Genomic DNA, 26,357 nt, shown 5'->3' on the forward strand with positions numbered 1-26,357 from the left:
AAATAATCAGGAAGAGAAATGAAAATTAATTTTAACACTAATAACGAATTTACCGGCATTGATAGTTTGCCTCAGGCCATTGCTCAGGCTGTCGCTGCTGTCAAATCACAGCCAGCTAGCAGTGATTTACGCATGAGGCTGTTCAAACTTTATTGCTTACAGGCTGATTGGGATCGCGCACTACGCCAGCTTGATATCGTAGAGAAGACCGATGACGATACTCAACGCCAGTGTGAACTTTTTAAAAATCTTATTCTCAGTGAACGTTTGCGTCAGTTAGTGTTAGCAGGACAACGCGAGGCCGGCAATCTGGGGGATGCATTACCTGAATGGTGTGAGCTGCTGAATAAAGCGAATGGCTTTTATCACGAGGGAGAAGCCACGAAGGGTGAGGAGTATCGTCACCGAGCGCTGGAAGCGGCTACCGCCATGTCAGGAAAAAGTGAAGGATTAGAAACATTTGATTGGATTGCCGATGGTGACGACCGCCTGGGCCCAGTGTGTGAGTTCATCTTTGCTGGCGGCTATCGCTGGGTACCGTTCTCTGACATTGAAGTGCTCAACGTTGAGAAGCCTACCAGCCTAACCGATCTGATCTGGGCTCCAGCTACAGTGGTGGTAAAAGGTCAAACGCATAAGGGTTATATCCCTTCGCGCTATCCACTTAACAGTGAAAGTGACGTGAGTTTACTGACTGGCTCTCGCACGGAATGGCAGGAAAGCGAAAGTGACCGTTATATCGGGCAGGGCCGTAAAATGTGGGTAAGCAGTAGTGGTGAATGCTCACTGTTTGAAGCGGGCGAAATTAGCATTTAATATGGCAGTCATCTTATGAAAGAAAAAAAGCCCTTTTTACCCTGTCTGCTTGAGCGTTTACTCGATGACGAGCCAAAAAGAGTGGATGAGCCGTGGGATAAATTTCACTTCGATCAGCGGATGATGAAAACGCTGATTCTGCAAAATATTAGTGAAATTTTAAATAATGCAAATATTGAGCCTCAGCTCGAGCCTGCAAAACATAGTGAAGTTGCACGTTCGGTCATTAACTACGGCGTGTCACCTCAAGTAGGAAGTTATACCAATACGCATAACTGGACGAGACTCGAGTATCTAATACGTGATGCTTTAATTCGTTTTGAACCCCGGCTCATTCCGGAAAGTATTATTGTCAGTCTGAATGGGGAGCGTCGATCTCCCATTAAGCAGGGGATAATCAGTTTCAATATTCATGCACTGGTGGCATGGTCACCGCATCCCTTTGATTTAAGCTTAGGGGCTCGCTATGAAGTTGAAACGGAAAGCATTAACTTACAGTTGGTCTAAAGGAAGGGGGGTAAATAATGAGATTAGAAACCATAGAAAACATACCTCCTGTTAAATGCAAAAGTGTTATGGAGAAAATAAATTACTTCTTTGATTGGATGGAGGTAGTGCCAAAATATAAGAATATATTTGTTATCGCTAACTCTTCAAAGGTACGTTCTGAACACATTGTTACCGGTTCTCAGGACCTGCTTATTGTATTTAATTATTTTAACCATGAAATAGTGGCGCAACATACTGGAGACACGGTGGTTATTCGTCGTCAGTTCTCCGCACAACCTCTTTTTCATGGTCATCACAGCCCTCTGAATAGAGAAGAAGGTCGCCTTCGATACTTCGCTCTCTCTGATTATTATGATTTTTTGAATGTCGATAATGTAAAATTCCTGGATCCCTTCGACGCTGTTTTCTGTACGGATTTTATCCCCTATGTTTCAGGGGGTAAAATGGCCTCCTCAGGATATACCTTACTTTATATTCTCAATCATTATCTTCAGTTACTTATTGCCGGTCCCGATGTCCATATGATTGGCTTTGAATTCGCTGGTTTATCAATGCACGATTGGGAGTACGAAAAACAGCAAGCTGAACGCTTTGTTTTCAGCAAGAAAAGGATTGAAGAAGAAAAAGAATAAAGCAGGAGTGAGTATTTTCTGACACAGCTACCGTCATTTGCTGACATTATTTTTATAAAAAATACCGTACCTTGTATCACGTAGCAAAAATTACCATCCCGGTGATAACTACAAGCCTATAAATATAAAAAAGAACGATTTACCTCTTGCCCCGGCTCTCCGTCGGGGCTTTTATTATCCACATAGTAATTTTCCAAAAAATGTAGCGCTAATTTACTGGCGGGAAATAACGTCTCGTAAAAATTAAATCATTGTTTTAAATCAATAATTATGCCGTTCATCTCCATGGTTACTGCCTGTGGCATATCCGTTGTTCTGTGCTCGAAAAGCGGTAATCTCAAACAGTCTTCTGCAAATCAGTAATATATTTGTTGAAAAAATCATTGGCGCAAAGAGCGATTATGAGCGGCAAAGTATAACGTTAGTGTGCAAGCGCTTAGCGAATCAAGTGCTCGGACGTTTAGGAAAGCATGGATTTTACCCTCCTCACACAAGGCTACCGCTTAATTGCCATCGGCATTCACAGATACTTTTTCTAAACAGTGATTTAGCTAATGCAGATAACCCTGGAGTGGCTTTAGTTATGTCCGTTTAATTGCCGATTTTTATCCGAAAAAGTTGCGAAAGGTCTTGGGGTTTATTTTTTTACCTTAGGATTAAAAAGCCCCGTAATTTAAGTCGCTATGTAATGGCGAGTCGTACTGACTGGCAACAGGATAAGCAATCTCCTACAGATTCATCTGTATTGAACCGCTATCTTAGCCAGCCTCTGTACGGCGTTACGTTCGTGATTTTTAACCCTATTTTCCAGGACATCTGACGAAAATGAAAAAAGTGATCATCGTTGACGATCATCCTGTGATTCGGTTCGCAGTGAAAATGCTACTGGAGCGTACCGAGATGATTGTGGTTGGTGAGACCGATAACGGCGTGGATGCTGTACAAAAAACACGCGACCTCTCACCTGACTTAGTGCTGCTGGATATTGGCTTACCTAAAATAGATGGGCTGCAAGTTTTGGAACGTTTGCGCTCACTTGCGCTGCCGCTCAAGATTCTGGTGTTGACCTCACAGGCTAGTGCGCATTTTGCTCAGCGCTGCCAACAAGCTGGAGCCGATGGTTTTGTAACAAAAACAGATGATCTTAGTGAGCTCACTGACGCTATTCGCGTCGTCATGCGTGGCTACAGCTATTTTCCTCGTTATGACCAGTACTCGCCACTTTTACCAGCAGGTGCTGGCGATGATAATAAACTCTTGGGCGATCTCTCCGATCGTGAGCTCAGTGTGCTGATCCTTATTGCTAAAGGCTTGGGTAATAAGCAGATTGGTGACCAGTTGTTACTCAGTGAAAAGACCATTAGTACCTATAAGCATCGCCTGAAGCAGAAGCTGAATGCGCAGACGCTGATTGAATTGATTGATTTTGCCCGACGTAATGAATTGCTGTAAACGACGGACAAATGCGTACCTTTTGCCTACTCTTCGCCTTCTTGCTCCTCTTGTCCAGCATGCCGCTGGCAGCACATGATTATAAGTTACTCGCGCGTGCCCCCCTGCAGGAGCTGAAGCCGCTTAGTTTTTCAACTACTGAACAGGCCTGGCTATTGCACAAACAGCAGTTGGTGATGGGCATCTTTCGTTACGATCTTCCGCCGTTTGGTATGAGTAATCCGATAGGCGAATACGAAGGATTGAGTGCTGATTATGCCGCCATTGTAGAGCACCAATTGGGTCTGCCATTGCGGGTCGAGATGTTTGAAACCAGAGAGCAGGCATGGAATGCGCTAGCTGAAGGAAAAATTGATTTTCTTCCTTCAGTTAGCCTCTTTAATAGCCACGGTAATTTTGTGCTGACGAAGCCTTATGCCACTGAAAAGCCGATCCTGGCCATTGAGCGGGTAGACGGGCTGCCATTGCCAGACGATCTGGCCGGCGTTAGTGTCGCGATGGTGCGTGATTATTTGCCACTTGAAGAGGTACAAGGTTTCTATCCGAAGGCCAATTTCCGTCTCTACGATAATTTTCAGGATGCGCTTAATGCCGTAAATTTCGGTCAAGCCAGAGCATTTCTTGGGAATCGGTATGCTCTCAATCGTAATTTACTGAGTGATTTGAATATCACCCGTTTTAACTCTATTCCCACCAAAGAAATCAGTTTTGCCCTGAGTCGTCGTAACCCTCAGCTGCTGGCTTTAATGAACAAAGCGCTTGATAGCGTCTCGGAATATGAATCTCTTGAGCTGCTGCGACAGTGGCGCCCTGATTTAAGCAGCTTTGATTACTGGAACCAGCCGCTGCAGTTTACTCTCGCTGAGCGAGCATGGATGAAAGCGCACCCTATCGTCAAAGTTGCGCTTTACAGCGGCAATATGACAGCCCCGATCTCATTTATTGATGGCAACGGTATTTTACGTGGCATGGTAGGCGATTTGCTTACGGTCGTGGGCGTTCAAACCGGTATGCGTTTTAGTTTCGAAGCCGTCGATACCACCAGTGAAATGATGAAACTGGTCAATACCTCAGCTGTCGATATGATCACCACGCTTTCAAGTAGCGTTGAGCGGGATAAGCAAATTTTGCTCACCCGCCCTTATTTGCGTACTCCTTATGCGCTGGTCGTCCGTGGCGATCGAAATGACATTCGCGCCTTGCCAGATTTACGCGGTAAAACGCTGGCTATTCTCGAAGGGTCGGCGGTAGAGGATATGCTGCGTAAGCGTTATCCAGAAATCAACATTCTGGAGCTCGAGAACGGACAGGAGATGCTGCAAAGTGTTCTGGACGGAAAAGCGGATGCTGCGACTAATGTTCTTTCAATGGCAGAGTACCAGATTAAAACGACTTACGGCTCCAAGCTAAAAATCGTTGGCACGCTTCACGATCATCCTGTGTGGCTGGCTTTTGCTATTGGCCGGGCTGACCCGGAGCTACGCGATGTGCTTAACAAGGTTCTGCTGTCCATTCCTCCCGTTGAACTGGAAAATATGGCCAACCGCTGGCGCCCCAGCGATCTGGTGGTTGTGGACACCACATGGACACGCTTTCGCCCTGTAATTTTTACCTGTGCCATTGGGGGCGGCATCATGATGATTTTGCTGGCGAGCTGGGCTTACTATTTACGCCTTGTGATACGCCGCAAAGCGGCGCTCCGTCGCCAGTTGAATGATCAGCTGGGGCAACTGGAGAGTCTTGTGACCAGCATGCCTTTTCCGGTGTCGTTACGCGATCGGGAAGGACGCCTGACCTACTGTAATGAGCGCTATCTGATTGAAACCGGCGTGGCCTATGAAGAAGCGCTGGGAAAAACCATCAAAGAACATCCGGGCTTACGTACGACTGAACAAGCCGCCTTTTATCATCATCAAATGATGGAGGTGATTGCGAGTAATAAGCCGATATTCGAAGATCGCCGTTACGACTTGTGGGATAACCCGAATAGCTCCATTGGCATCACTGTTTATCAGTGGATCCAGCCCTATCACAATAGTAAGGGTGAGGTGATCGGTATTATCGGAGGATGGCTTGATATCTCTGAACGTGAGGCACTGTTCGCAGAACTTCGCGAAGCTAAACAGCGAGCAGAAGATTCAAATCGCGCCAAGTCCGTGTTTCTCTCTACCATGAGCCATGAAATCCGCACGCCGATGAACGCGATTATTGGCATGCTGGATATGGCGCTCAAAAAGGGTCGCCGTGACGAACATGATTTACAGGCGTTAGAGGTTGCGTATGAATCGGCCGAAAGTCTGGTGGGTTTGATTGGTGATATTCTCGATCTGTCGCGTATTGAAGGCGGACATCTGGAATATCATCCGGAACCCGTGCATCTGGGAAAATTGATAGACAATTTGATGAAGGTATTTCAGGGGCTGGCTCTGGATAAAAATATCAGCCTTACCAAGCATTTCCCCTCAGAACCCCTTATCCGCGTAATGGTGGATCCGCTGCGTATTAAGCAAGTGCTGTCCAATCTATTAAGCAATGCGATTAAATTTACTGATTTAGGTGGCGTGACGCTAACGCTCCACCAGACACATGATGAAGCTACCGATATGGTGCACTATCGCATCGAGGTTCAGGATAGCGGAATTGGCATTGATCCGGTCCAGCAATTAAATCTATTCCGTCCGTTCAGTCAGGCTGAAAATCGTCGTTCCGGGACTGGGCTTGGGCTCTATATCAGTCGCAGTATTTGTGAAAATATGGGGGGAACCCTTACGCTCAGTTCTGATAAAGGGGCGGGGACCTGCGCCAGTGCGACCATGACGCTGCCACGCGTGCGTGAAGAAAACAGCACTATTGAAGAAGAAGTTGAGTGTGAGCAGGAAAAGAAACTGCCGGCGATGCGAATATTGGTGGTTGATGATAATGCTGCAAATCGGTTGTTACTGGCTCGTCAATTAAGCTGGTTAGGCCAGGAGGCAGAGGTCGCGGAAGACGGTTATCAAGCGCTGGACCTATGGCAAAAGCAGACTTTCGATATCATCATCACCGATTGCAACATGCCTAATCTGAACGGTTATCAACTGACGCGAATTTTGCGTGAATCAGAAGAGGAACTAAACCGGAAACGTGCGTGGATTATTGGTTTTACTGCCAGTGCCATGCATGAAGTGATGCAGCGCTGTCTGGAAGCGGGTATGGACAGTTGTTTGTTTAAACCCTGCTCAATTACCAGCCTGACGCGCGCACTGCATCTGCATCAATCGGGGGATGAACTTCCGCCGTTGATACAGGAATCCAAAGAGGTTGAAATGCAAAAAGCAGATCGAGAAATGGAAGCGACCATGATTGAATTGATGGTCACCACGCTGCAGGAAGATCTCACTAAGATGAAGCGGTTGAGGCTGCCGAAAGATAAGTTCAAAATAGCTGACCTGGCGCACCGCATTACCGGTAGTGTGCGAATTGCTCGACAAAACGCCCTGGCGGAGGCGTGTTTGCAACTTGAAGCTGATTGTCGTAATGAATCTTTAAATAGTGAAATGCTGGATTCAATGCTCAGGAACTTGATAATTCGCCTCGAACATTATTTGACTCGCTTACACAGTGCGAAGAAATTGGCAGATGTTTCAGAGGAACATCTTTAAAATAGCTTTTTTAATAATGCCAGCATCTTTAACCATTTCTGAGTAAGAATGTTGGCGTCATTATGCGGAAGATTAAAAGCCATTGCGTCGGGCAAAATCAATAAGCTCACTGAAATTACTGGTTTTCATCTTATGCATTATATTGCGTTTGTAGGTACTGATAGTTTTATTACTCAGTTCCATCTCTTCAGCAATCATTTTATTTGATTTTCCGGCACCTAATTGACGCAGTATTTGTAGCTCACGTCGTGTCAGTCCATTCAGTAAACGCTTATCCGCACGTCTGCGATCGCTGTTATCTGGTTGTAGCGAGGAGAGGGGCAATGAAACCAATTTTCCTTTCGCCAATCCATCCAGCGCTTCGTTCAGCGCTTCTGCGCAGTACTTTTTACTCAGACATCCCTGGAGTGCAACGCTTGCACCGCGCAGGAGATAGGCTGCACTTTCCGATGCGGTGTAAACCAAACAGCGTAGATAGTCTTCTCGCTCACCCGGTTGGCGCAGGTTATCCAGCACGGTTGCAGGCAGCGTGACCGGGTCGATCAACAATAAATCAGCTTCGCCTGAATACGCGGCGGCAAGCAATTGATCCGCGTCGGAGGTAGCCGTTACCACCACATCTCCCCGATCGGTGATCAATCGTTTGAGTCCATCACGCATCAGTGGGTGACCATCATAAATGATTATTTTCATCGGTGAGACCTCCTTGCAATATTAAAAAATGAAGTGCGATTTTAATAAGTCGTGGCATCGACAAGCCCCTCGGATAGTGGTGTTAATAACGACTTAATTTGTTCTACTGAAATGGGTTTGGTGAGACAGGCATTCATGCCTGCGGCCAGGCAGGCTTGCTCAGCATCTTGCAGGCTCATGGCTGTCAGTCCAAATATGGCTAAAGGTAAGCGTGTGCTTTCACTCTCCCGCTGGCGAATCGCCTGAGTTAGCGTGAAACCATCCATTTCTGGCATTGTACAATCGGTGATAACCGCCTTTATTTTTTGACGATGCTGCTGCCACAGCGCTAGCCCATCACGGCCATTGCTGGCGGCCAGCACGCTATATCCCAACTTATTCAACTGCTGCCTTAGAAGCATGCAGGCGGGAGGGTAGTCATCCACAATCAAGATCAGGCCTGGCTTAGCCGGCAATACCAACGGTTGAGAGGAGGTTAGGCTGACTGAAGCAGCACAAAATTGTAATGAGACGAGTGTCCCACCTTGATCATTACGATCGATACTGAGCGTTGCACCTGCGCTCTGCGCCAGAAGCTGACAGTCGGCAAGACTAAAGCCCGACTCAGCCCACGCTGCTACCTGCTCGGAAGTGGCCGGTGAGTGGGTGAGGGTGAAATGTTCGGGCTGACCGTTTCCCTGATCTCCCACTTCCAGCACCATACAAACTCGCCCCTCAACCGGTTCTGTCAGCTGACACAGCAGCACTTTTATTTCGCCCTGTGTTGTATGTTTGATGGCATTACGCAGCAGACTGGAGAGCATACGTATTACCAGCAATGGATCGCACTCAACCAGCGGCGTGCTGGTTTCAACATCGGTACTGATTTTCAGACCCTTTTCTTCGGCTTGCTGGCGATAAAGTGCAACCGTGCTGTTAACCAGCGAGGGCAGGTTGACAACACGCGGGGCAGGTTCGAAATCATCATTTTCGGCGCGGAAAATATCGAATACATCACTGGTTAGCATTTGTAGCGAACAGGCCGACTCATAAGCAGCCTGCAGATTTTCATTATGCTGGCCTTTATCCTGATATCTTGTCAGCTCTACTTCCAACAAACCCAACAGTGAATTTAGCGGTGTTCGCACCTCGTGGCCCATACTCTTCATAAATACACCGTGAGATTTGACGATTTTCACATTCTCTTCGCGCGCGGATTGCAACTGTTCAATCAAGGTTTGCCGGCCGTGCAAATTCCTGACTAGTTCGCGCAGTCTTTGGCGCAGATAACCGATCCATAGCGCTGCGGCCAGCGCTGTCAGCAGCACCGCGCTAAAAATGATTTGCAATAAGCCAAACGAGGGAGACCAGTTTGAATCGTCATTTAACGGTCGTGATACGTTGCGCCAGCGCTGTGCCATCTCAAGAAAAGTGATTGGCGGGGTTTGCTGCAGCGCAAGATCGAGAATAGAAAGAACCATAGAATCACTGTCTGCAACGGCAAAGCTGGCATTTAGCGCTCTGATTGGCAGTACCAGTGAAAAGCGCTCGCCATGCTGGCGGTAGCGATAATAGTGTGCGGTAAATTGATTGGTAATGACGCCCCTTACCTTGCCCTCTTCTAGCCAGGCCATTGCCTGTGCTGTGCTATCGCTCAATTCTAATTGCAGCAGTGGAAACCAGGTCTCAAGCCAGGGGCGCAAAGGACTGTAATGCGGCAATGCAATATGTTCACCACTCAGGTCGTGCAATGAACTGGGGCGCATAATATCCGTTTTCATCAACAATACAGCGGGTGTCATTAACCATGGCGTACTGTGTTGCGGTGATAATGTCGCCGTATCCTGGTCATCGGGAAGGGTAAGCTCACCGGCAATAATGGCTTCAGGATGGCGCTTTATTAGCTTGGTCTTTTCACGATCGCTATGTACGATTTTGTAGTCAAACTTCAGGCCGTAGTGCTCAGTAAAAAACCGTAATATACCGATGGCCAAACCATCGGGTTGCCCATGAGCATTCACGTAGCTAAAGGGGGCACGGCGTGAATCGACGATGACGATCATTTTTGGATGGGATTGCAGCCAATCTTGCATGGGTTTCGTTAGCCCAAGCTGGCTGGGAATAGGTGATGGGATATCGCCCAGTCCCCAGCCCTGTGCAATACGTAAGCGGCTAGCGGCCGGTAAGTGCTGCAAAACTTCATTAATTGCAGCCAATAGTTCGGGTGAAGCCTTATTCACGCCAAAGCTAAAATTAGTGTCACTCTGCAGAGGATGGGGCACTAGCCAAATATGATCGGCCTGCTGATTTCGGGTCAGAATATGGGCTGGAGCAGGATTAATCAGCAAGCTGCTGGTTTGGCCGGGAAGGACATCGTTAGCAACGTGATGATCATTTTTAAAGGGGAATGGCGAACTCACGGGCAAATCCTGAGGCACAACGGCGACGTTATCAAGCTTTGCCAGAATATCCTCTTTTAACGTTTGTGAGTTCAACTCATTATTAGCAGCGGTTATTAGAACATTGTAATCGTATAACCATGGCAATGATGATCTCACATCCTGCCAATTATTAATTGCCGGATTCCACACTGCCAGCAGAGTAATTGCCCCTTTACTTAATGCCGCCAACGCCTGCTCTTTGTCTTCATAGTACTGCAGACGAAAATGGACTTTCAGCGCATTTTCCAGGACCTGCAGATAATCCGCATCTATTCCAGTCAGTACGCCACGTTCGATACCAAAACTGAGCGGAGGAGGCGACATTCCCCACACGCCGACATTAATTACCGGATGTATTTTCAGCCAGGTGCTCACCTTGGGAGAAAATTCCACTATAGGGGGATCGACTTTCATGCGAGGTAATAGCTGCAGCGTTTGGGGAGTTGCAATGAGCATAAAAGGAAGAAACAGTAGCAACAAAGAGATTATCGGTGCAATGAATTTCATGTTTAGGATGCAGGCATTACTTTTTAAGCGAATTTGTATTTATTATTTTGCCTATTATTGATGAATAAACCTCCAAGGTTAGTCTTGTTTACATTATCTGCTGAAAAGTGTAAGTCATTACTTACAAATGCATAAGCATAGGATGAGCACGGATTATCAGGGTTATCGGTATCATCTGAACGCATTACAGAAGCTGATGTGTGTGAAACCAATGAAATACTCCATTATACCCACCAAGATTTCTGTCATTCTCTTGGATGATCATCCGATGATACGTTATTCGTTCGAATATATGGCATGTCAGCATCCAGATATCGTTGTGCTGGGCTGTTTCAGCAGCAGCAGCGAATTAATGAATTCACTTTTGGTTGAAAAGCCAGATGTTCTGGTGCTTGACTATATTTTGAATGAAGGCGAATTGGATGGCCTTTCTCTGATCCGTAAGATTCTTGCCCATTACCCGGATATGCGCATTCTGATGGCTTCTTCTGTGGAAACACTGGCGCTTATCCGTGCGGCTTTTCAGCTTGGTGTAAGGGGGTACATTAACAAGCGAGAGGAGAGTGCCAATTTTTTCGAAGCGATACGAACGCTTGCTGCAAATAAGCTCTACATTCCCACTGATCTTGACGTAGAATTATCACAACTGTCGGGTTGTAAACGGCGCGCCGCTGGGCTAACAAACGACGATAAGCCCTCGCTACCGATGCGTGAGCGTCTGAATTTACTCCTAACCCCACGCGAAGCAGAGGTTATTTACTGTTTTCTGAACGGCATGACCGTGCTGGAAATTGCAAAAAAATTAAAGCGAAGCCGCAAAACCATCAGCGGCCATAAGCAGGCTGGCATGAAGAAATTGGGTATCAATTCAGATCCCGAGCTTTTTAAAATTCACGACGAGTTATTTAAATGACTCTTGAGTTTTACTGAAAGTTACTATAACTCACCGCCATGTTTTTAAGGTGCTCCGCGAGTTTTTGGTTGGATTAATTAATTCAAAAAAGTAACGCTCTCACTTCACAGCAAGCTTTCGGCTTCTGCACGAATAATTAAAGTCGTGTGTTTTCTTTGCACGCTTTCAGTTCAGCGAGGCCATTAGCGTCTCCTTCCGCTATCATGAGCGGCAGATCATTTTCGCAGTGCTGATTTTTGCTATCACACGCGGCAAAATGCGCTGCGTGAAATTGCCATTACTCTGGGCTTTTATCCTGTAGAATTTGGCCGATAAGTTTTTGGTCTTCTAAGGGTTACTCATGGTATCTACGCACATTGGATTCCCACCAGAGACAGTGATTGTTTTTCTCGCACTGTCCGTTGGGGCTATTTTTATCGACCTGTTCATGCATCGTAAAGACAAGCCCATTACGCTGAAGAGCGCGGCATTATGGTCTGTATTTTGGGTGGTTGTCGCCATGACCTTCGCCGCTTTCCTCTATCTTCATCACGGTGCCGAAGTTGCCAGCCTGTTTATAACCGGCTACGCGCTGGAGAAAGTGCTATCGGTCGATAATCTGTTCGTGATGATGGCGATTTTCTCCTGGTTTGCCATACCGGATCGCTATCGTCATCGCGTGCTCTATTGGGGCGTTATTGGTGCGATTGTTTTTCGTGGCATCTTTGTTGCGATTGGTACCGGATTGCTAAGCCTTGGCCCCTACGTCGAGCTTGTGTTTGCAGTGATTGTTGCCTGGACGGCGGTGATGATGCTAAAAAGCGGCGGCGACAGTGATGAGATCGAGGATTACTCACAGCATTTGGCCTACCGCCTGGTTAAGCGCTTCTTTCCCATCTGGCCTAAAATGCACGGCAACGCTTTCCTGCTTCATCAAAAAACAATCGATGCTGAGTTGCAAAAGCCAGAAAACCACAACGTGGTGATTGGACGCGGAAAGAAAGCGGCACTGTATGCCACGCCGTTAATGCTGTGTGTGGCAGTAGTTGAGCTCTCTGATGTGATGTTCGCCTTCGATTCCGTTCCTGCCATCATCGCGGTTAGTCGCGAACCGCTGATCGTCTACAGCGCCATGATGTTCGCCATTCTTGGCTTGCGCACCCTCTACTTTGTGCTCGAAGCCTTGAAGCAGTATCTGGTTCATCTTGAAAAAGCCGTTATCGTGCTGCTGTTTTTCATTGCGGTGAAACTGGGGCTCAACGCCAGCGATCATCTCTGGCACCATGGCTATAGTCTCTCTGCCAACGCCAGCCTGTTTGTCGTACTGGGCGTGCTTGCGGTGGGAATTGTGCTTAGCGTCATGTTCCCGGCTAAAGCCGAGGAAAAAGAAAGTCACTGAAACTCTTCTGACGACGCCTGCGTCGCTAAGGATCAAGCCGCAGCATGCGCAGTTTTTCCAATGGCATACGGCGTTTTTTCCACGTTGGGTGGAAATGGCGCCAGTGTGGATCTTGTGCAGCGGCCAATAATTCAAAATCACCGCGTGTGTCGCCCCAGGCGCGCAGGTGATAGTTATGCAGCGGGCCATAAACATGCTCCAGCCGCTTGACCTTTTGTCCACAGCGGCAGTTATGGCCGGTTATCTTTCCGGTAAGAATGCCGTCAACGACCTCTAATTGGGTACCGATAAGATTGATGCCCAAACGTTCTGCGAAAGGGGCGAGCACCATCGCTGGTGAGGCTGAGCAGATGGTCACTTCCGCGCTGGCATTAACCTCTGCAGCAACCGCCAGCAATCCAGCTGGGCGCATCAATTTATGCCAGTTTGCTTCGCAGAAACGTTGTGCCTGCTGGCGTAGCCACTGCTCCTCAACCCCGGTTAAAAATGTCTTAATCAACACTTCTTTTAATTCGTCACGCGTGAGCTTTTTTCGCATACAGCGCAGGGTTGGCAGCATCAGTTTCGTCAATTTACGTGCAAATACGCGCTTGCCAAAAATGAAGCGTAGAAAGGGGATGAAGCTATCGTGGATGGTCAACGTGCCGTCAAAATCGAACACGGACAGGACCTGATTTGCACGCGGCAGGGGGGAATCCATGGACATAATTTTCTCGTTTCGTCGCAGGCTGTACTCGATGCAGCGATGATAACAAATGGCTGACAGATATTCTCATGCACCAACGTGGCTACCGGTGAAGGTAGCCACGCTCAACGCTTACTCGCGAGTTTTTCCCTCTTCGATAAACTCTTCGTCAATCTCTTCGGAATTCTCACGGTTATCGCGACCGGAAAGCAGATTCCAGCAGGCAATGAACAGCGCGGCAATCAGCGGACCAATCACAAAGCCGTTAATGCCGTAAACTTCCATGCCACCTAGCGTGGAGATCAGGATGAGGTAGTCAGGCATTTTGGTGTCTTTGCCTACCAGTAGCGGACGCAAAATGTTATCCACCAGGCCAACGACCACCACGAAGAAGCCAATCAGGAACAGCGCTTTCCATATCGCGCTGGTGGCGAAAAAGAAGATGGTCGCCGGTACCCAAACAATCGCCGAGCCCACCGCCGGGATCAGCGACAGAAACGCCATCAAGGTTCCCCACAACAAACTGCCATCAATGCCGGTGATCCAGAAGGCGATGCCGCCAAGCACCCCTTGCACGACCGCAACGACCACCGTGCCTTTTACCGTGGCACGCGATACTGCCGCGAATTTCATCATCAGGTGATGTTTCACGTAGGTAGAGAGCGGCAGCGCTTCCAGCATTAAATTCACCAGCCAGGCGCCGTCTTTCAGCAGGAAAAACAGCAGATAGAGCATCACGCCGAAACCAACGGTAAAGGTAAATGTGCCTTTACCAATAAGGAATACGCTGCCCGCCATGTATTGACCGCCTTTCAGCGCAAAACCTGAGAGCTTCTGCTGAATTTCCTGCGCATTGTTCAGATTGTTTTCGGCGAGATAGTTGCGCGCCCAGGAGGGCAGATGCTGCAGCAGATCGGCAAACACCGCCGGGAATTGCGCGGAGTTATTTTGCAGCTTGGTGTAAACCGTATTGACCTCGACCACCATCGATGAAGTGATTAGCGCCAACGGTGTAAACACAATCAGGCAGATAATCAGCAGCGTCGCGAACGAGGCTAAACCATTACGATCGCCCATTTTGTTTCGTAATAGTGTCTTCAACGGATGGAAAATGACCGCCAGAATTGCGGCCCAGAAAATGGCTGAGAAATAGGGTGTTAGCACATCAAAAAAGGCGAAAGTGACAATCGCCAAAATTACGATAAAGAAGCCTAAATTAAGTCCTTTAATACGCATTACATAGTCTCGTCAGTAGATATGGCGACTGAACTATAGAACGCCTGACGCGGAATGTAATGTTTTTAGGAAAGATGGTTCGCTTGAACGTCAAAGCGACGCGCCTGAGCACGTCGCTTCAGCGCTCAATCAGGCAACGATGTGCAATCCCAACACGGCAAAAATATTGGCCAGCACACCGACGATAATGGCAGCAATCGGGCCTGCCGCTAACTTCATCACCGGACGTCCGCTGATTTCATTGAGAATATAGAGGCTGACCACCACAAACATGCCGGTTCCAGCCCAAATCTGATTACCGGCATTTACGCCGCCTACCAGCAGAGCGATCTCCAGAATCTGCGTCATAGACGTGCGGATGTTATCGCCGGACATCTTTAACGCCGGGAAGCGGTTCATGGCACGCCCGATTCGGCTCAGGCTTTTTACTTCAATGCCCATCGCACCGGCACCGAGAATACCGGCCACCAGCGGATTAGGCGCCAGATAGCCGAGGCCAAGGAACCAGTCGCACCAGCCATTGGTGCCATAGACGCCGCTGATCATCGCAGTGGTAATGATTAACGGCATAAAGGCAAGTGCCTGGACGATAGCGACAATCGCTGCCGAAGTCATGCTGCCTTTGCCCACGAGTGCGGCGGCAATCGGTTCGCCTGCCAGCCAGTGATAGTGCGCGGTGATGGCGATCAGCGCTGCCATCGGCATCAGATAGAAGATGTTTTTGCGGATACGTTTGATGTTGTCATCAAACATGCTGTGCTCAATCTCTTCACTGCGAGATTTATCACGAGAGGCAAAGAAAAGCAGGCAGATCATGCCGACCAGCATCGCAATGCCTTCCGGACTCAGTGATATTTCGTTGCCGGCCACGGTCAGCGGATTGATGCGTTCAATCACCACGCGGCCTAAGAACGAGAAGATGATGGTGATCAGGCCGGCTTTTTTACCAAACTGATAACCAACGGCAATAGCCGGGAATGCTACGAAGGCATAGATAATCGGATCGCCCACCGCCGCCAGCGCGTCCAGGAAATTCACCGGCAAATAGGCAAAGCCTTTGATAATACCGTCCAGCGCTACGGTCACTAATGCGCCATAAATCGTGCCGAGCAGCACGGCCAGCTTGGTGTTGTTGAACGAGACGCCGATGATATCGGCGGTTAATAACACGATATGGATAACAATCACCCCGGTGGCCAGCGTGATGGGCATGGCGAAACCGGTAATGAAGCCGATGCTGATCGCAAACGAGATACCCGCCAACTCCTTGCGGCTCATATTGCCATTGATAAACTCCGGCATAATCGGACGCAGACCGTCGTGATACACCGCGATTGAGCGATTCGCGAGAAAAGTGGCATAGCCTCCCATCATCGCAAAGAGGAGGATTTTTATAAGATTGATGGATTCCATGGTGTCACCCTGTAAAAAGCTGCATGGTGCTTTAGCTGGAACTGACGTCATCGCGACGCCGGCCCCTGTTTTTATGCGTTTAGTAGTGCCGCAACGAACGCTTTCACGGCGTTTTCGGCGCGATCGTTGGTAAAACCAAAGGCTTTGGTACCACTCGCCAGCAGCTGCGCAACTTTCTCTTCGCTGGGCTGTGTGAGGGCATTGGCGATGGTGGCGCATTTATCGCGGCCAAGCAGCGCATACGCCATGGCCAACGCGCCGCCTGCACCGCTCTGACAAGCACCGAGGTAGTAGTCATAGCTACCGATTTTTACCTTCATCGCTGCATCCATGTCGGTGAAGATATGGGCGGTGAACTTGTCCTTTCCGAACTTCTCCAGACACTCTTTGATTTCGTTTTTGTTTAACTGTCCGCCAATGGCAATATTGATCATGGTTGTCACCTGGTTTGATTAAGCTGATTGAAGTCTGGTGGCATTAAGCGCCGCCAGAAACGCGCGGCCGTTTTGCGGTGCGCGAGCATGGAAAAATTCACACACGGTGGCACCGACATCAGACAAGGTGCTGCGTATACCGAGCGCGCAAGCCTGCTGGCCTGGGCGATAAACTAAAAGCGGGACTTGCTCGCGAGTATGTTTGCTGTGGCCGACGGTGGGATCGTTGCCGTGGTCGGCCATCACCACCAGGCAGTCGCTGCTATCCATCTGCATGATCAGGCCGGTAAGGGCGTTGTCGACCAGTGTCAGCCGTTCCGCATAGCGCGCCGCATCCTCGGCGTGCCCTGCAAGATCGGTTTCCTGAATGTTGGTGCAGATAAAAGCAGCTTCTGGGCGCTGCATCTCTTCGGCGGTGATATCCAGAATGGTTTGTGAATCGACCAGACGCTGATAGTTGCGACCGTGCGGGTTCTCAACGATGTCCGCCACCTTGCCCACCAACACGGTGGGGATGCCTTGCTGATGTAATTGCTGTGGCACTTGGGTACTGGCATCCACACCGTAACCGAGATGCACCACCTGGAAACCGTGCTGGTAAACCCCCGCCTTCGGGCTGTTGATACCAATGTAGGTATCTTGCTTAGTTTCAATGGCTGCGAGGATCTGCGCGCTGCTCTCCAGCAATCCGCCGTAGGCAATAACGCGACCCACTTCCACCTGTGCCCGAACAATGCGGCCAATGCTTTCTACGTCGCTAAAAGATATTGCGGATAGATTTGCGCAAATATTAAACACCTGACCTAAATCAGCTTCGAGGTTGTCGCCAATCGCGACAGCATCATTAACCCAAAGCAGAGATAAGCCGCTGACGCGCTGCTGCTCAACCTGATACCCCGCGTGGATTAACGCTGCTTTCACATTGTCGATGACGCTGGAGAAAGGCATGCGCACCGGCGGCAAGGGGAGCGTGCCCATGATCTCCTGATGACCCATGAAAGTGTCGCCGCCTTCATGCTGCAACTGCGCCACACTGAACGCTGCCGCGGGATTGGCACGCATAACGCTATCGTTGAAGTCAGGCGCAGCCATATGCAGCGCGTTAATCAGCCCCAGTTTTTCCAGCGCCGGCAGACGCAGCGCGGGGAAAGTTTGCAGAATGTGGCCGCAGGTATTTGCGCCGATATCTTGTGGACGTACTTTGGCGACATCTTCCATGGCACCCACGCCAAAACTGTCGATAACCAGCACCAAAAATTTATTCATTTGTCGCCTCTTGCAGTGCGTTGCCAAGGCTGTCGAACAAGCCGAGCAGCCGGGGGTTGCCGTGGCTAATTCCCCCGATTAACGCTACGTCGCTGCGTGTCACAAATATCTGGGTGCGGAAGCACATCACGACGGCGCTGCCAATTGGCCAATGACCGGCCAGCGGTAAGGTGTAATCAATGCTGTCACTGTCAATCGCTTTCACTGCGCAGTGCTGCCAACCTTGATGCCATACCGCAGCGCGCTGCATATGACTGCGACGATAGTGGCCGCCGCCGTAGCAATAGCTGCTCTCCTGGTGGTTATGCGAGATTTCGGAGAGATAGAGCATGGCGATTTTCTCCGCGCCGTCGCCGTGCTGATTGGCCGGCAGCGTGCCGGTAAGCGCATGGCCCGGTTCGGCATGCGTTACGCCGTGAGCGGCAAGCAGCGGCAACGTCGATACGCTACTGGCGGATGGCGCGTTGACATGCTGCACGGCAATGCCGTGTTGCTGTAGCAGCGTTTTGGCGGTCAGTAAGGTTTGCAGATTGGGAGTGGGGCGCGTTTGTTGCGCCGCATCGCAGAATGCCATGCAGGGAAAATGGGTAACGCCGATGATGGTGATCCCCTCAATCGCCTGCAGGTGCGTCAACACGGCTGGCAATTCGGCTAGCGTAAAACCGGCTTCCTGATTGGGATAAACCACATCACCCTGATCGACCACTTTTAGGAGCAGCGGCTGGATATGATTATGGCGACGTGCGGCGGCGGCAATGCTCTCCGCCTTCTCGAGGCTGTAAACAGTGATGACCTCTGGACGTTGTGCCACGGCATAATCAATCAGCTGTTCTGGCAACTGCACCAGATGACCCACATGGGCTACCGGTAAACCGTGCTGCCACAGTTGCTGGGCCTCCTTGAAATCCACGGCGACAATGCCGTGAAAGCCCTGTTGTAAAATCAGCTTGCACAACAGTGGATTACGTCCAAACTGCTTGCTCATCAGATAGAGTTTAAGACCATAGTGTGCAGCGGTAGCGTGCAACAATCTGGCGTTTTCCAGCACCTGATCGACATCAATCACATAACTGTCGGGGCGGATTTCGCCGCGCTGCCAAAAACGTAGCGCGGCTTCCATCAGGGCTGGATTTTGTTTTTCCAGCGCATTAAGGAACATCAATAACGTCCTTTATTTTCATTTTTTTGAATATTTATGGTGTAAATAACATCACGCTGCGCTTTATTGTTGCGCCACTACCAGTCCATAGAGGTTGGCAAGCAGATAGCCTTGCTCATACTCTGGAACGGTAAAAGCAAAGAGGCTGAGCAAATCGTGATGCATTTCCTGGATGTTGGCGTAAAAGTCGGAACGGGTGATCTCCGCTAAAATCTCAGCGTCGATCGCCGGGATAATATCGCCCTGGCGTGCTCGCATCATGGCGTTGGCCATGTGCGTAATCATCATTTCTCCCTGCGCATGGCGGATACGCAGATTCCAGTGCTGCTCCAGTCGCGCAATTACCGCCAGCATGCCGTGATAGACATCCTTATCGATAACCTGCGCGTCGTGTAAAATCTGTAAACGTGTTTCCATGTTGATACCTGCTAATAACTCGGTTCCCTGATGCCAAGCGCGACATCTTGTTGATGACGCAGCAGCTGTGGAATATCAATCAGCGACTGCACTAAATGTTGAATCACTTTTGCCTCGTTATGAATCAGCAGCACCGCTTCAGAGGCTTTCATTGCATCGGCACACTCAATCGGTTCCTGCACCAATCCTTCTGCCGCTTCGTCTGTTATATTCCAAATCGCGGCATCAATATCGCCCCGCTGTAGCGCTGCCAGCGTCAGGTTATAAGGCAGCGAAACGCGTTCAATTTCTTGTCCTGCAAAGACGCGTTCAGTGAGCAGGCGCTGATCCGGCGAGCGTGGATCAATGCCGACGCGGCGAATGCTGGCTTTACTGCCTTTGCGGTAGAGCAGCTGGTGACCGGCCACATAGCTACCGGAACCAAAATTCAGCACCGCCGTGACGTCGCCCTGTTGCAAATAACTTTCCGCTGCCAGATGTGAAACTACCGCCATGTCGTAGACGCCATCGATTAAGCAATCGATACGCACTTCAGCACCACGCATGTGAGCAAAATAGAGCGGGTAACCACTGAACTGCGTTTTAATGGCGCTGGCTAACCCTTCGTAGAGTCGGGTATAAGGCAGCGGCATTGCACACAAAATGTTGCCGATATCGGCCTGCTCAAGCAGCAGAGGAAAATCCATCTTGCTAAGCACCGTGCCGTTGCGTCCGCGGCGATCCAGCGTGACGCACTGGGCCGCTTCAAGACTCTTCAGCGCGTTCTGCACTACGCCCACAGAGAGCGCCAGTTCACTGGACAGCACATCAATGGTTTTCAAACGGTCGCCGGGTTTGAGCCTGAATAAATAGCGAGCCAGACTGACTAAGGCGAGACCTTCTTTTTTGATAAAACCTTTACTCATGCTTAATCTTCATTTTTGTGAACATTTAAATGATGTTTTATTCTACCTCGAGCAGCAAGCAGGGAAGAAGCGGAGTGCGAGACAGGTCACAAATGTTTTGTAGCGATAGCGGACATCTGATGTCCCAATTTGGCTATCTGATGTCTGTACGCTGACTGGTACGCAAGCGTGATTCTAGTGAAGATAGAGGCTGGAAATGAACGGGAGAAAATGATGCTGGAACTACGCCCTAACTGCGAATGCTGCGATAAAGATCTGCCGCCGGATGCATCTGATGCACGCATCTGTTCGTTTGAATGCACCTTCTGCGTGACGTGTGCGGAAGGGAGGCTGGCGCAGCGCTGTCCTAATTGCAGCGGTGAACTGGTGCGGCGCCCCATTCGGCCTGCCGCGGCATTGGTACGTCATCCTGCATCGACAACGCGACATTTGTCCGCATCATCCACACGATGAATGAGTTCAGCAAGCTGTGATTCAGCGAAGACTTCAATGCCGTACTGGCGCAATAATGCTGCCGCAACACCCTGACCGGCTAGCTGCTGGCCGCTAAAGCTACCGTCATAAATGCGTCGACTCCCGCAAGTCGGGCTGCCATCGGTAAGCAGAGCAAAACGACAGTTCGCCTCCTGCGCTGTGCGCAGCGCTAACCACGCCGCCAAAATATAGTGTTGGGTGACATCATGACCATCTGATTCAACAATGCGCGCCGCTCCGGATAAAACGTGCGCTGCGCTACCACCCCGAATTTCGGCGGGTAAACGTGGCGTGTTCAAACCGGCGGCCAGCTCTGGGCAGTGAATGATCAGGCGCTGTTCAGCACGCCAGCGCACTAGCGTTTCTGATATCAAGGCTTTATCACTGGCATTATAACGGACTGCATATCCCATGAGGCAGGCGCTGACTAATATTCTTTCCATGAGATCTTTCTCCTTAAATAAGGTGGAAAATCACGCCGACGTATTAAAGCACTGCACAACATACGTAATATTAAGTGCGATAGTAATCACTGTTGTGCATTAATCTTTCTTAGGAGTGATTCTATCTTATTAATACTGATTTCATTAATGAATAACGCTAAACTTTGAAAAGGGAAAGCGAAGGTAAGTGATGGCTTACATTCATTTTGTTGATTTTATTGTTTTTTATCTTATGCTGGCACCAGCAGTCTAATTTGGTTTTCTTTATGCACGAGGGGCTGGTCAGAGCTCATACCTTATTTGATGCCGATTCTCTCGCGATAAATGTTATTTCTTACCTTTGATGAGTTTTTGCGTATTTTTCTGAAAATCAGCACGTTTCAACAGAGTTTTTCAATTTTAAATGATATTATTTATCGGCAATGCTAGTGATGTGGCGTTGTGTGCTTCAGTTTTACCCTCATGTTTGCAGGGTTTACCCTTTTATGTCATTTACGGAAATGAATTATCCTCCCGATCCTTGTGGTCGGGATTTTTTATTCCACCCGCTATTACGATTACATGCCTGCGTACTTCATTTAATGAATTAATGTCAAAGAATACACAATCGTTAAGAAAGTGATAATTTGACGTAATTTCTTGTAAGTCTTCGTTTTTTAAGAATTTTGGAAATGCTTTTCCGCCTCCATTTAATCAATAGTAATGCTCAACGGCACAGCAACCGCCGTTATTATTGGAGGCAACACCATGAAAAAAACAACATTAACTCTTATTGCGTCACTTATTACATGCAGCACACTGTTTTCTGGCGCCTCATGGGCGGATGGCCCTGGCGATCAACGCTGGCAGTCACACGGCGGCGATCAACATCAGGATCACGGACGCGGTCCCGATCGTGGCGATAACCGTGGACCGGATCGTGGCGACCATCACGATCGCGGCCCGGGCCCCGATCGTCACGATCATTATGCTGAACATCGCATGCCGGAAGGCCATCATGGCGGCGATCGCTTTGCCTGGGGCGGTCATGACTTCCGTCGCGGCTACCCTGCGCCACCAGAGTTTCGCGGACCGCACTATCGCGTAGATGACTGGCGCAATCGCGGTCTTTATGAGCCGCCACGCGGCGAACATTGGGCATATATCGATGGTAATTATGTGTTGGTAGCGGCAGCAACTGGCATCATCACTGCCATTTTGCTTAACGGCGCTTTCAACTAACGTTTGCAAACGGATGGCCGCGGCCATCCGTGTTTCTCTCCGCTTTATCCGCTCACCAGGTTATTCTCTATCCGACCCGTTTTTCCTTTCTATACGTTAAGGAGTGATGATGACCGTGGTAAAAATGGTGGCGGTGGACAAAGACGGCACCTTCCTCGATGACAAAAAACAGTTCAACCGCACGCGTTTTAACGCCTGCTATCAGGAAATGAAACGGCGCGGTATCAAATTTGTCGTGGCCAGCGGCAACCAATATTACCAACTCAAATCCTTCTTCCCTGAGATTGCCAGTGAAATAGCCTTTGTGGCGGAGAACGGCGCATGGATTATCGATCGTGATGAAGAGTTGTTCTGCGGTGCTTTCTCACGACAGGACATTGATGCGGTGCTGGATACGCTGCACAACGGCAATTATCCCGAACTGCGCTACATCCTGTGCGGACGTGAAAGTGCGTACTATTTCGATGGTCTTGATGAATCATGGCTGGTGAAAATGCGTCACTACTGCCATCGGCTGAAGCCTATCCGCAGTTTGGATGAAGTGGCCGATGATAAGCTGTTCAAGTTCGCGCTAAATTTGTCAGATGATTATGTGGAACCGCTGATGGCGGACATCGAACGCCTGCATCATGGCGCAGCCGCCGCGACCTCAAGTGGACACGGTTCGGTGGATTTGATTGTGCCCGGCAACCATAAGGGCCACGGGCTTGATCTGCTGGGCAAGCGCTGGGGCATCGAACGCAGTGAAATTTTGGTGTTTGGTGATGGCGGTAACGACCTCGAAATGCTGCAGCAGTCGGGCTTTAGCTTTGCGATGGCGAATGCGCCACAGAAGGTGAAAAACGCGGCACGCTTCGAAGCGCCCAGCAACAATGAAGAGGGGGTTTTACAGGTGATTGAGCAAATGCTGGCGGGCAAAGCCCCGTTTACCGGCTAATGATTAAACGGGCAGCATCGGCTGCCCGCTATCACTTAAATAATGCGCCAGGCTGCGGCGATCATCTCCATTAATGTGGGGGCATCGTAGCTGATCCAGCCGTTTTTGCTGTTGGCGCGCGTCACGATCCATTCAACGTCGCTGGCAGAGAGCGTTGGTCCATCAAGCCAGAAAGGCACAATCGCGTGCTGTTGAATCCAGGCTTTCAACGCTAATGCCGGCGGAGCCGGATCGTCTGGCAGCAGCAGCTGGCCGAGTTGTGCCATCAAACGCTGCTGTTCAGCATGTTCGGTTTCCGCCAGCACATCGAGGAATGGGAAGAGTAAGCGTCCGCAGACTTCGCCGTGATGAAAGGGTTTAATCGCTCCCAGTTCACCAGCAATACCGTGGATCACGCCCAAACCGGCACTGCTCAGACACACGCCACCCAACCACGATGCCATCATCATCGCCTCGCGTGCCGCATCCCCACGCTCATCGTCACGATTCAAATCCGGCCAGGCTTTGAAGAACAGCTGCAGCCCATTTAACGCGGTTTGCTGGGTAAATAAATTACCTTTGCGTGACAGATAAGCTTCAAATAAATGGGTAAAGGCATCAATAGCGCAGGTTGCCAACACGCTATCCGGCGCGCCCTTTAGCAGATCGGGATCGAGAATCGCCACCTGTGGTACAAATACCGGATGACGCAGCGAGGCTTTGACCTGAATGTGTTGCTGATCGGTGACGACGGCATTTTGCGTGGCTTCGCTGCCGGTGCCCGCGGTGGTGGGAATGGCGATCAGCGGTAAGGTTACGGCTTGCACCGGGGTGTCACCGACTTTCTCCAGATAGCGCGCCGTGTTGAGTGGATGTTGCATCATCGCGCTGAAAGCTTTGGCGGCATCCAGTACGCTGCCGCCGCCAATCGCCACCACACGATCAACGTGACCGCGCCAGCGCCGCACCCAGGCGTCGATCTCATCCGGCGAGGCTTCATGGCTGACAATCTCATAGCCGATAATCCGATCGTTCAGCGCAGCGCCCAGGCGCGCCCAGGCCGGACCGTTGAGGAAAGAGCGACCGCAAAACAGCAGCGTTGGCTGAGTATCGGCTGCCAGCAGGGGAATTAACTGGTCGATACTGCCGCGACCAAACAGGGTTTGTTGATTACTGTACAACGCGATCAGATTCTCACTCACCTGCATGTCCTTCTTAAATGGCGAAAGACCCTAGTGTAACGAAAAGCCGTGACACTCCCGCTGCAAACATTCTGATAACGCACAGGCAAAAAGTTGATCACCTTCGCAAAACAGAAATTCCGCCGCTGCGCCAGGTGCTTTGTGCACAATGTTACCCTTAACATGATACCCGTAACATCGTGGCCGTGGTGATTATTCATCCCGCACGCTGCTGTATCCAACATCCTCTGGGATAACCAAAATAAACCGCTGCCGGTAGATTACCGTGCGCAAAAGTGGAGAAAAATTATGCCATTACTCTATGTGGCGATTGGCGTAGCGTTACTGCTGCTGCTGATGATCCGTTTCAAACTGAACGGATTTATTGCGCTGATTCTGGTCGCGCTGGCCGTGGGCGTGATGCAGGGCATGCCGGTCAATAAAGTTATTATCTCGATTAAAAACGGGGTAGGCGGTACCCTGGGCAGTCTGGCGTTGATCATGGGCTTTGGTGCGATGCTGGGAAAACTGCTGGCAGATTGCGGCGGGGCGCAACGTATTGCCACCACGCTGATTGCCAAATTCGGGCAGAAGCATATTCAGTGGGCGCTGGTGCTAACGGGCTTCACCGTGGGCTTTGCATTGTTCTATGAAGTGGGCTTTGTGCTGATGTTGCCGCTGGTATTCAGCATCGCCGCCTCCGCGCGAGTTCCTTTACTGTACGTGGGGGTACCGATGGCGGCGGCACTCTCCGTCACGCACGGTTTCCTGCCACCGCATCCGGGTCCAACAGCGATTGCCACACTGTTTAACGCAGATATGGGTAAAACGCTGCTCTACGGTACGCTGCTGGGTATTCCTACCGTGATTCTTGCTGGTCCGGTTTATGCGCGTTTCCTGAAAGGAATTGATAAACCAATCCCGGAAGGATTGTGGAATCCGAAAACTTTTACCGAGGCAGAGATGCCAGGATTTGGCGTCAGCGTCTGGACAGCATTGGTGCCCGTAGTACTTATGGCATTGCGTGCGGTGGCGGAAATGCTGTTGCCAAAAGGTCACGTGCTGTTGCCTTATGCGGAGTTTTTCGGCGACCCGATTATGGCTACATTGATCGCGGTACTGATTGCCATCTTTACCTTCGGGCTAAACCGTGGACGCAGCATGGATGAGGTGATGGCTACCATTACAGATTCCATTAAAATTATCGCCATGATGCTGCTGATTATTGGCGGCGGCGGGGCGTTTAAACAGGTGCTGGTGGACAGCGGTGTGGATAAATACATCGCTAATATGATGCATGCAACCAATCTGTCGCCGATCTTTATGGCGTGGTCGATTGCCGCCGTGCTGCGCATTGCATTAGGGTCGGCCACCGTTGCGGCGATCACCGCAGGCGGGATTGTCGCACCGCTAATTGTTACCAGTGGTGCCAGCCCAGAATTGATGGTGATTGCCGTTGGCTCAGGCAGCGTCATTTTCTCGCATGTAAACGATCCGGGTTTCTGGCTCTTCAAAGAGTATTTCAACCTGACCATCGGCGAAACCTTCCGCTCATGGTCAGCGCTGGAAACCATCATTTCTGTGTGTGGTTTGGTGGGATGTTTGCTGCTGGCCAGCGTTATATAAGCATTCAGGCTGAGGCTGC

General features: G+C 49.8%; 22 protein-coding genes and 1 pseudogene. 11 read left to right on the top strand and 12 right to left on the bottom strand.

What is annotated here, in order from left to right; all coding sequences use genetic code 11:
- Positions 1-18: 18 nt before the first annotated feature.
- From AC07WB_RS05220 to AC07WB_RS05240, 5 genes are all read left to right on the top strand, one after another.
- Positions 19-816 (top strand): type VI secretion system accessory protein TagJ, encoded by a 798-nt coding sequence (locus AC07WB_RS05220; RefSeq protein ID WP_494940143.1) that lies wholly within the window; start codon positions 19-21, stop codon positions 814-816.
- A 15-nt stretch (positions 817-831) separates the two neighbouring features.
- Complete coding sequence (locus AC07WB_RS05225; protein ID WP_097094625.1) at positions 832-1,323, top strand: type VI secretion system baseplate subunit TssE; 492 nt, start codon at positions 832-834, stop codon at positions 1,321-1,323.
- A gap of 17 nt (positions 1,324-1,340) precedes the next feature.
- A complete protein-coding gene (locus AC07WB_RS05230; RefSeq protein WP_494940144.1) occupies positions 1,341-1,958 on the top strand; it encodes a hypothetical protein in 618 nt (205 codons plus the stop codon).
- 825 nt (positions 1,959-2,783) lie between these two features.
- Positions 2,784-3,410, top strand: coding sequence for a response regulator transcription factor (locus AC07WB_RS05235; protein WP_097094623.1), 627 nt, complete (start codon positions 2,784-2,786; stop codon positions 3,408-3,410).
- 11 nt (positions 3,411-3,421) lie between these two features.
- Positions 3,422-7,051 carry an ATP-binding protein gene (locus AC07WB_RS05240; RefSeq protein ID WP_494940145.1) on the top strand — a complete coding sequence of 1,210 codons (3,630 nt, stop codon included), beginning with the start codon at positions 3,422-3,424 and terminating at the stop codon, positions 7,049-7,051.
- A 72-nt stretch (positions 7,052-7,123) separates the two neighbouring features.
- Here AC07WB_RS05240 and AC07WB_RS05245 read toward each other — a convergent pair whose 3' ends face one another.
- The gene (locus tag AC07WB_RS05245; RefSeq protein WP_494940146.1) at positions 7,124-7,744 is read right to left on the bottom strand and encodes a response regulator transcription factor; all 621 of its coding nucleotides are present in this window, start codon (positions 7,742-7,744) and stop codon (positions 7,124-7,126) included.
- A gap of 41 nt (positions 7,745-7,785) precedes the next feature.
- Positions 7,786-10,671 carry a response regulator gene (locus tag AC07WB_RS05250; RefSeq protein ID WP_494940147.1) on the bottom strand — a complete coding sequence of 962 codons (2,886 nt, stop codon included), beginning with the start codon at positions 10,669-10,671 and terminating at the stop codon, positions 7,786-7,788.
- A gap of 142 nt (positions 10,672-10,813) precedes the next feature.
- On the opposite strand from AC07WB_RS05250, the gene AC07WB_RS05255 reads away from it, so the two are divergent.
- The gene (locus tag AC07WB_RS05255; protein ID WP_320204457.1) at positions 10,814-11,584 is read left to right on the top strand and encodes a response regulator; all 771 of its coding nucleotides are present in this window, start codon (positions 10,814-10,816) and stop codon (positions 11,582-11,584) included.
- 340 nt (positions 11,585-11,924) lie between these two features.
- The gene (locus AC07WB_RS05260) at positions 11,925-12,962 is read left to right on the top strand and encodes a TerC/Alx family metal homeostasis membrane protein (protein WP_494940148.1); all 1,038 of its coding nucleotides are present in this window, start codon (positions 11,925-11,927) and stop codon (positions 12,960-12,962) included.
- 25 nt (positions 12,963-12,987) lie between these two features.
- Here AC07WB_RS05260 and AC07WB_RS05265 read toward each other — a convergent pair whose 3' ends face one another.
- From AC07WB_RS05265 to yhfZ, 8 genes are all read right to left on the bottom strand, one after another.
- Positions 12,988-13,668, bottom strand: a complete 681-nt coding sequence (locus AC07WB_RS05265) for an HAD family hydrolase (RefSeq protein WP_494940149.1) — start codon at positions 13,666-13,668, stop codon at positions 12,988-12,990.
- 111 nt (positions 13,669-13,779) lie between these two features.
- A complete protein-coding gene (locus AC07WB_RS05270) occupies positions 13,780-14,883 on the bottom strand; it encodes an AI-2E family transporter (RefSeq protein ID WP_097094617.1) in 1,104 nt (367 codons plus the stop codon).
- A 129-nt stretch (positions 14,884-15,012) separates the two neighbouring features.
- Positions 15,013-16,296, bottom strand: a complete 1,284-nt coding sequence (locus AC07WB_RS05275) for a YhfT family protein (protein WP_494940150.1) — start codon at positions 16,294-16,296, stop codon at positions 15,013-15,015.
- 71 nt (positions 16,297-16,367) lie between these two features.
- On the bottom strand, positions 16,368-16,730 hold the full coding sequence (locus tag AC07WB_RS05280; protein ID WP_345827102.1) for a DUF2620 domain-containing protein: 363 nt from the start codon (positions 16,728-16,730) through the stop codon (positions 16,368-16,370).
- Positions 16,731-16,748: 18 nt separating this feature from the next.
- Entirely contained in the window at positions 16,749-17,996 is a 1,248-nt protein-coding gene (locus AC07WB_RS05285) for a phosphopentomutase (protein ID WP_494940151.1), read from the bottom strand.
- Positions 17,989-19,155: a YhfX family PLP-dependent enzyme gene (locus AC07WB_RS05290; RefSeq protein ID WP_494940152.1), complete on the bottom strand. Its 1,167-nt coding sequence runs from the start codon at positions 19,153-19,155 to the stop codon at positions 17,989-17,991. Before AC07WB_RS05290 ends, AC07WB_RS05285 begins: the two co-directional genes overlap by 8 nt.
- Before the next feature lie 63 nt (positions 19,156-19,218).
- Positions 19,219-19,572, bottom strand: a complete 354-nt coding sequence (locus AC07WB_RS05295) for a PRD domain-containing protein (protein ID WP_494940153.1) — start codon at positions 19,570-19,572, stop codon at positions 19,219-19,221.
- An 11-nt stretch (positions 19,573-19,583) separates the two neighbouring features.
- Positions 19,584-20,477: a GntR family transcriptional regulator YhfZ gene (gene yhfZ / locus AC07WB_RS05300; RefSeq protein ID WP_097094612.1), complete on the bottom strand. Its 894-nt coding sequence runs from the start codon at positions 20,475-20,477 to the stop codon at positions 19,584-19,586.
- A 213-nt stretch (positions 20,478-20,690) separates the two neighbouring features.
- Between yhfZ and AC07WB_RS05305 the strand changes: the two genes are divergently transcribed.
- The gene (locus AC07WB_RS05305; protein WP_097097575.1) at positions 20,691-20,930 is read left to right on the top strand and encodes a DUF1272 domain-containing protein; all 240 of its coding nucleotides are present in this window, start codon (positions 20,691-20,693) and stop codon (positions 20,928-20,930) included.
- Here AC07WB_RS05305 and AC07WB_RS05310 read toward each other — a convergent pair.
- A complete protein-coding gene (locus AC07WB_RS05310) occupies positions 20,882-21,394 on the bottom strand; it encodes a 2-thiouracil desulfurase family protein (RefSeq protein WP_345827098.1) in 513 nt (170 codons plus the stop codon). The genes AC07WB_RS05305 and AC07WB_RS05310 overlap by 49 nt on opposite strands.
- A gap of 747 nt (positions 21,395-22,141) precedes the next feature.
- Between AC07WB_RS05310 and AC07WB_RS05315 the strand changes: the two genes are divergently transcribed.
- Entirely contained in the window at positions 22,142-22,615 is a 474-nt protein-coding gene (locus AC07WB_RS05315) for an RcnB family protein (protein ID WP_097097574.1), read from the top strand.
- Between the two features lie 109 nt (positions 22,616-22,724).
- Positions 22,725-23,552: a Cof-type HAD-IIB family hydrolase gene (locus AC07WB_RS05320; protein ID WP_494940154.1), complete on the top strand. Its 828-nt coding sequence runs from the start codon at positions 22,725-22,727 to the stop codon at positions 23,550-23,552.
- 35 nt (positions 23,553-23,587) lie between these two features.
- Here AC07WB_RS05320 and AC07WB_RS05325 read toward each other — a convergent pair.
- A pseudogene (locus tag AC07WB_RS05325) lies at positions 23,588-24,897 on the bottom strand (iron-containing alcohol dehydrogenase).
- Positions 24,898-25,021: 124 nt separating this feature from the next.
- Here AC07WB_RS05325 and gntT point away from each other — a divergent pair.
- Positions 25,022-26,338, top strand: coding sequence for a gluconate transporter (gene gntT, locus AC07WB_RS05330; RefSeq protein ID WP_097094609.1), 1,317 nt, complete (start codon positions 25,022-25,024; stop codon positions 26,336-26,338).
- Positions 26,339-26,357: the final 19 nt, after the last annotated feature.

The organism is Pantoea sp. GW821-FHT03E06, assembly GCF_059420725.1.

Coding starts and splice junctions, on each gene's coding strand:
- AC07WB_RS05220 (WP_494940143.1), top strand. CDS start 19: ATGAAAATTAATTTTAACACTAATAACGAATTTACCGGCATTGATAGT.
- AC07WB_RS05225 (WP_097094625.1), top strand. CDS start 832: ATGAAAGAAAAAAAGCCCTTTTTACCCTGTCTGCTTGAGCGTTTACTC.
- AC07WB_RS05230 (WP_494940144.1), top strand. CDS start 1,341: ATGAGATTAGAAACCATAGAAAACATACCTCCTGTTAAATGCAAAAGT.
- AC07WB_RS05235 (WP_097094623.1), top strand. CDS start 2,784: ATGAAAAAAGTGATCATCGTTGACGATCATCCTGTGATTCGGTTCGCA.
- AC07WB_RS05240 (WP_494940145.1), top strand. CDS start 3,422: ATGCGTACCTTTTGCCTACTCTTCGCCTTCTTGCTCCTCTTGTCCAGC.
- AC07WB_RS05245 (WP_494940146.1), bottom strand. CDS start 7,744: ATGAAAATAATCATTTATGATGGTCACCCACTGATGCGTGATGGACTC.
- AC07WB_RS05250 (WP_494940147.1), bottom strand. CDS start 10,671: ATGAAATTCATTGCACCGATAATCTCTTTGTTGCTACTGTTTCTTCCT.
- AC07WB_RS05255 (WP_320204457.1), top strand. CDS start 10,814: ATGAGCACGGATTATCAGGGTTATCGGTATCATCTGAACGCATTACAG.
- AC07WB_RS05260 (WP_494940148.1), top strand. CDS start 11,925: ATGGTATCTACGCACATTGGATTCCCACCAGAGACAGTGATTGTTTTT.
- AC07WB_RS05265 (WP_494940149.1), bottom strand. CDS start 13,668: ATGTCCATGGATTCCCCCCTGCCGCGTGCAAATCAGGTCCTGTCCGTG.
- AC07WB_RS05270 (WP_097094617.1), bottom strand. CDS start 14,883: ATGCGTATTAAAGGACTTAATTTAGGCTTCTTTATCGTAATTTTGGCG.
- AC07WB_RS05275 (WP_494940150.1), bottom strand. CDS start 16,296: ATGGAATCCATCAATCTTATAAAAATCCTCCTCTTTGCGATGATGGGA.
- AC07WB_RS05280 (WP_345827102.1), bottom strand. CDS start 16,730: ATGATCAATATTGCCATTGGCGGACAGTTAAACAAAAACGAAATCAAA.
- AC07WB_RS05285 (WP_494940151.1), bottom strand. CDS start 17,996: ATGAATAAATTTTTGGTGCTGGTTATCGACAGTTTTGGCGTGGGTGCC.
- AC07WB_RS05290 (WP_494940152.1), bottom strand. CDS start 19,155: ATGTTCCTTAATGCGCTGGAAAAACAAAATCCAGCCCTGATGGAAGCC.
- AC07WB_RS05295 (WP_494940153.1), bottom strand. CDS start 19,572: ATGGAAACACGTTTACAGATTTTACACGACGCGCAGGTTATCGATAAG.
- yhfZ (WP_097094612.1), bottom strand. CDS start 20,477: ATGAGTAAAGGTTTTATCAAAAAAGAAGGTCTCGCCTTAGTCAGTCTG.
- AC07WB_RS05305 (WP_097097575.1), top strand. CDS start 20,691: ATGCTGGAACTACGCCCTAACTGCGAATGCTGCGATAAAGATCTGCCG.
- AC07WB_RS05310 (WP_345827098.1), bottom strand. CDS start 21,394: ATGGAAAGAATATTAGTCAGCGCCTGCCTCATGGGATATGCAGTCCGT.
- AC07WB_RS05315 (WP_097097574.1), top strand. CDS start 22,142: ATGAAAAAAACAACATTAACTCTTATTGCGTCACTTATTACATGCAGC.
- AC07WB_RS05320 (WP_494940154.1), top strand. CDS start 22,725: ATGACCGTGGTAAAAATGGTGGCGGTGGACAAAGACGGCACCTTCCTC.
- gntT (WP_097094609.1), top strand. CDS start 25,022: ATGCCATTACTCTATGTGGCGATTGGCGTAGCGTTACTGCTGCTGCTG.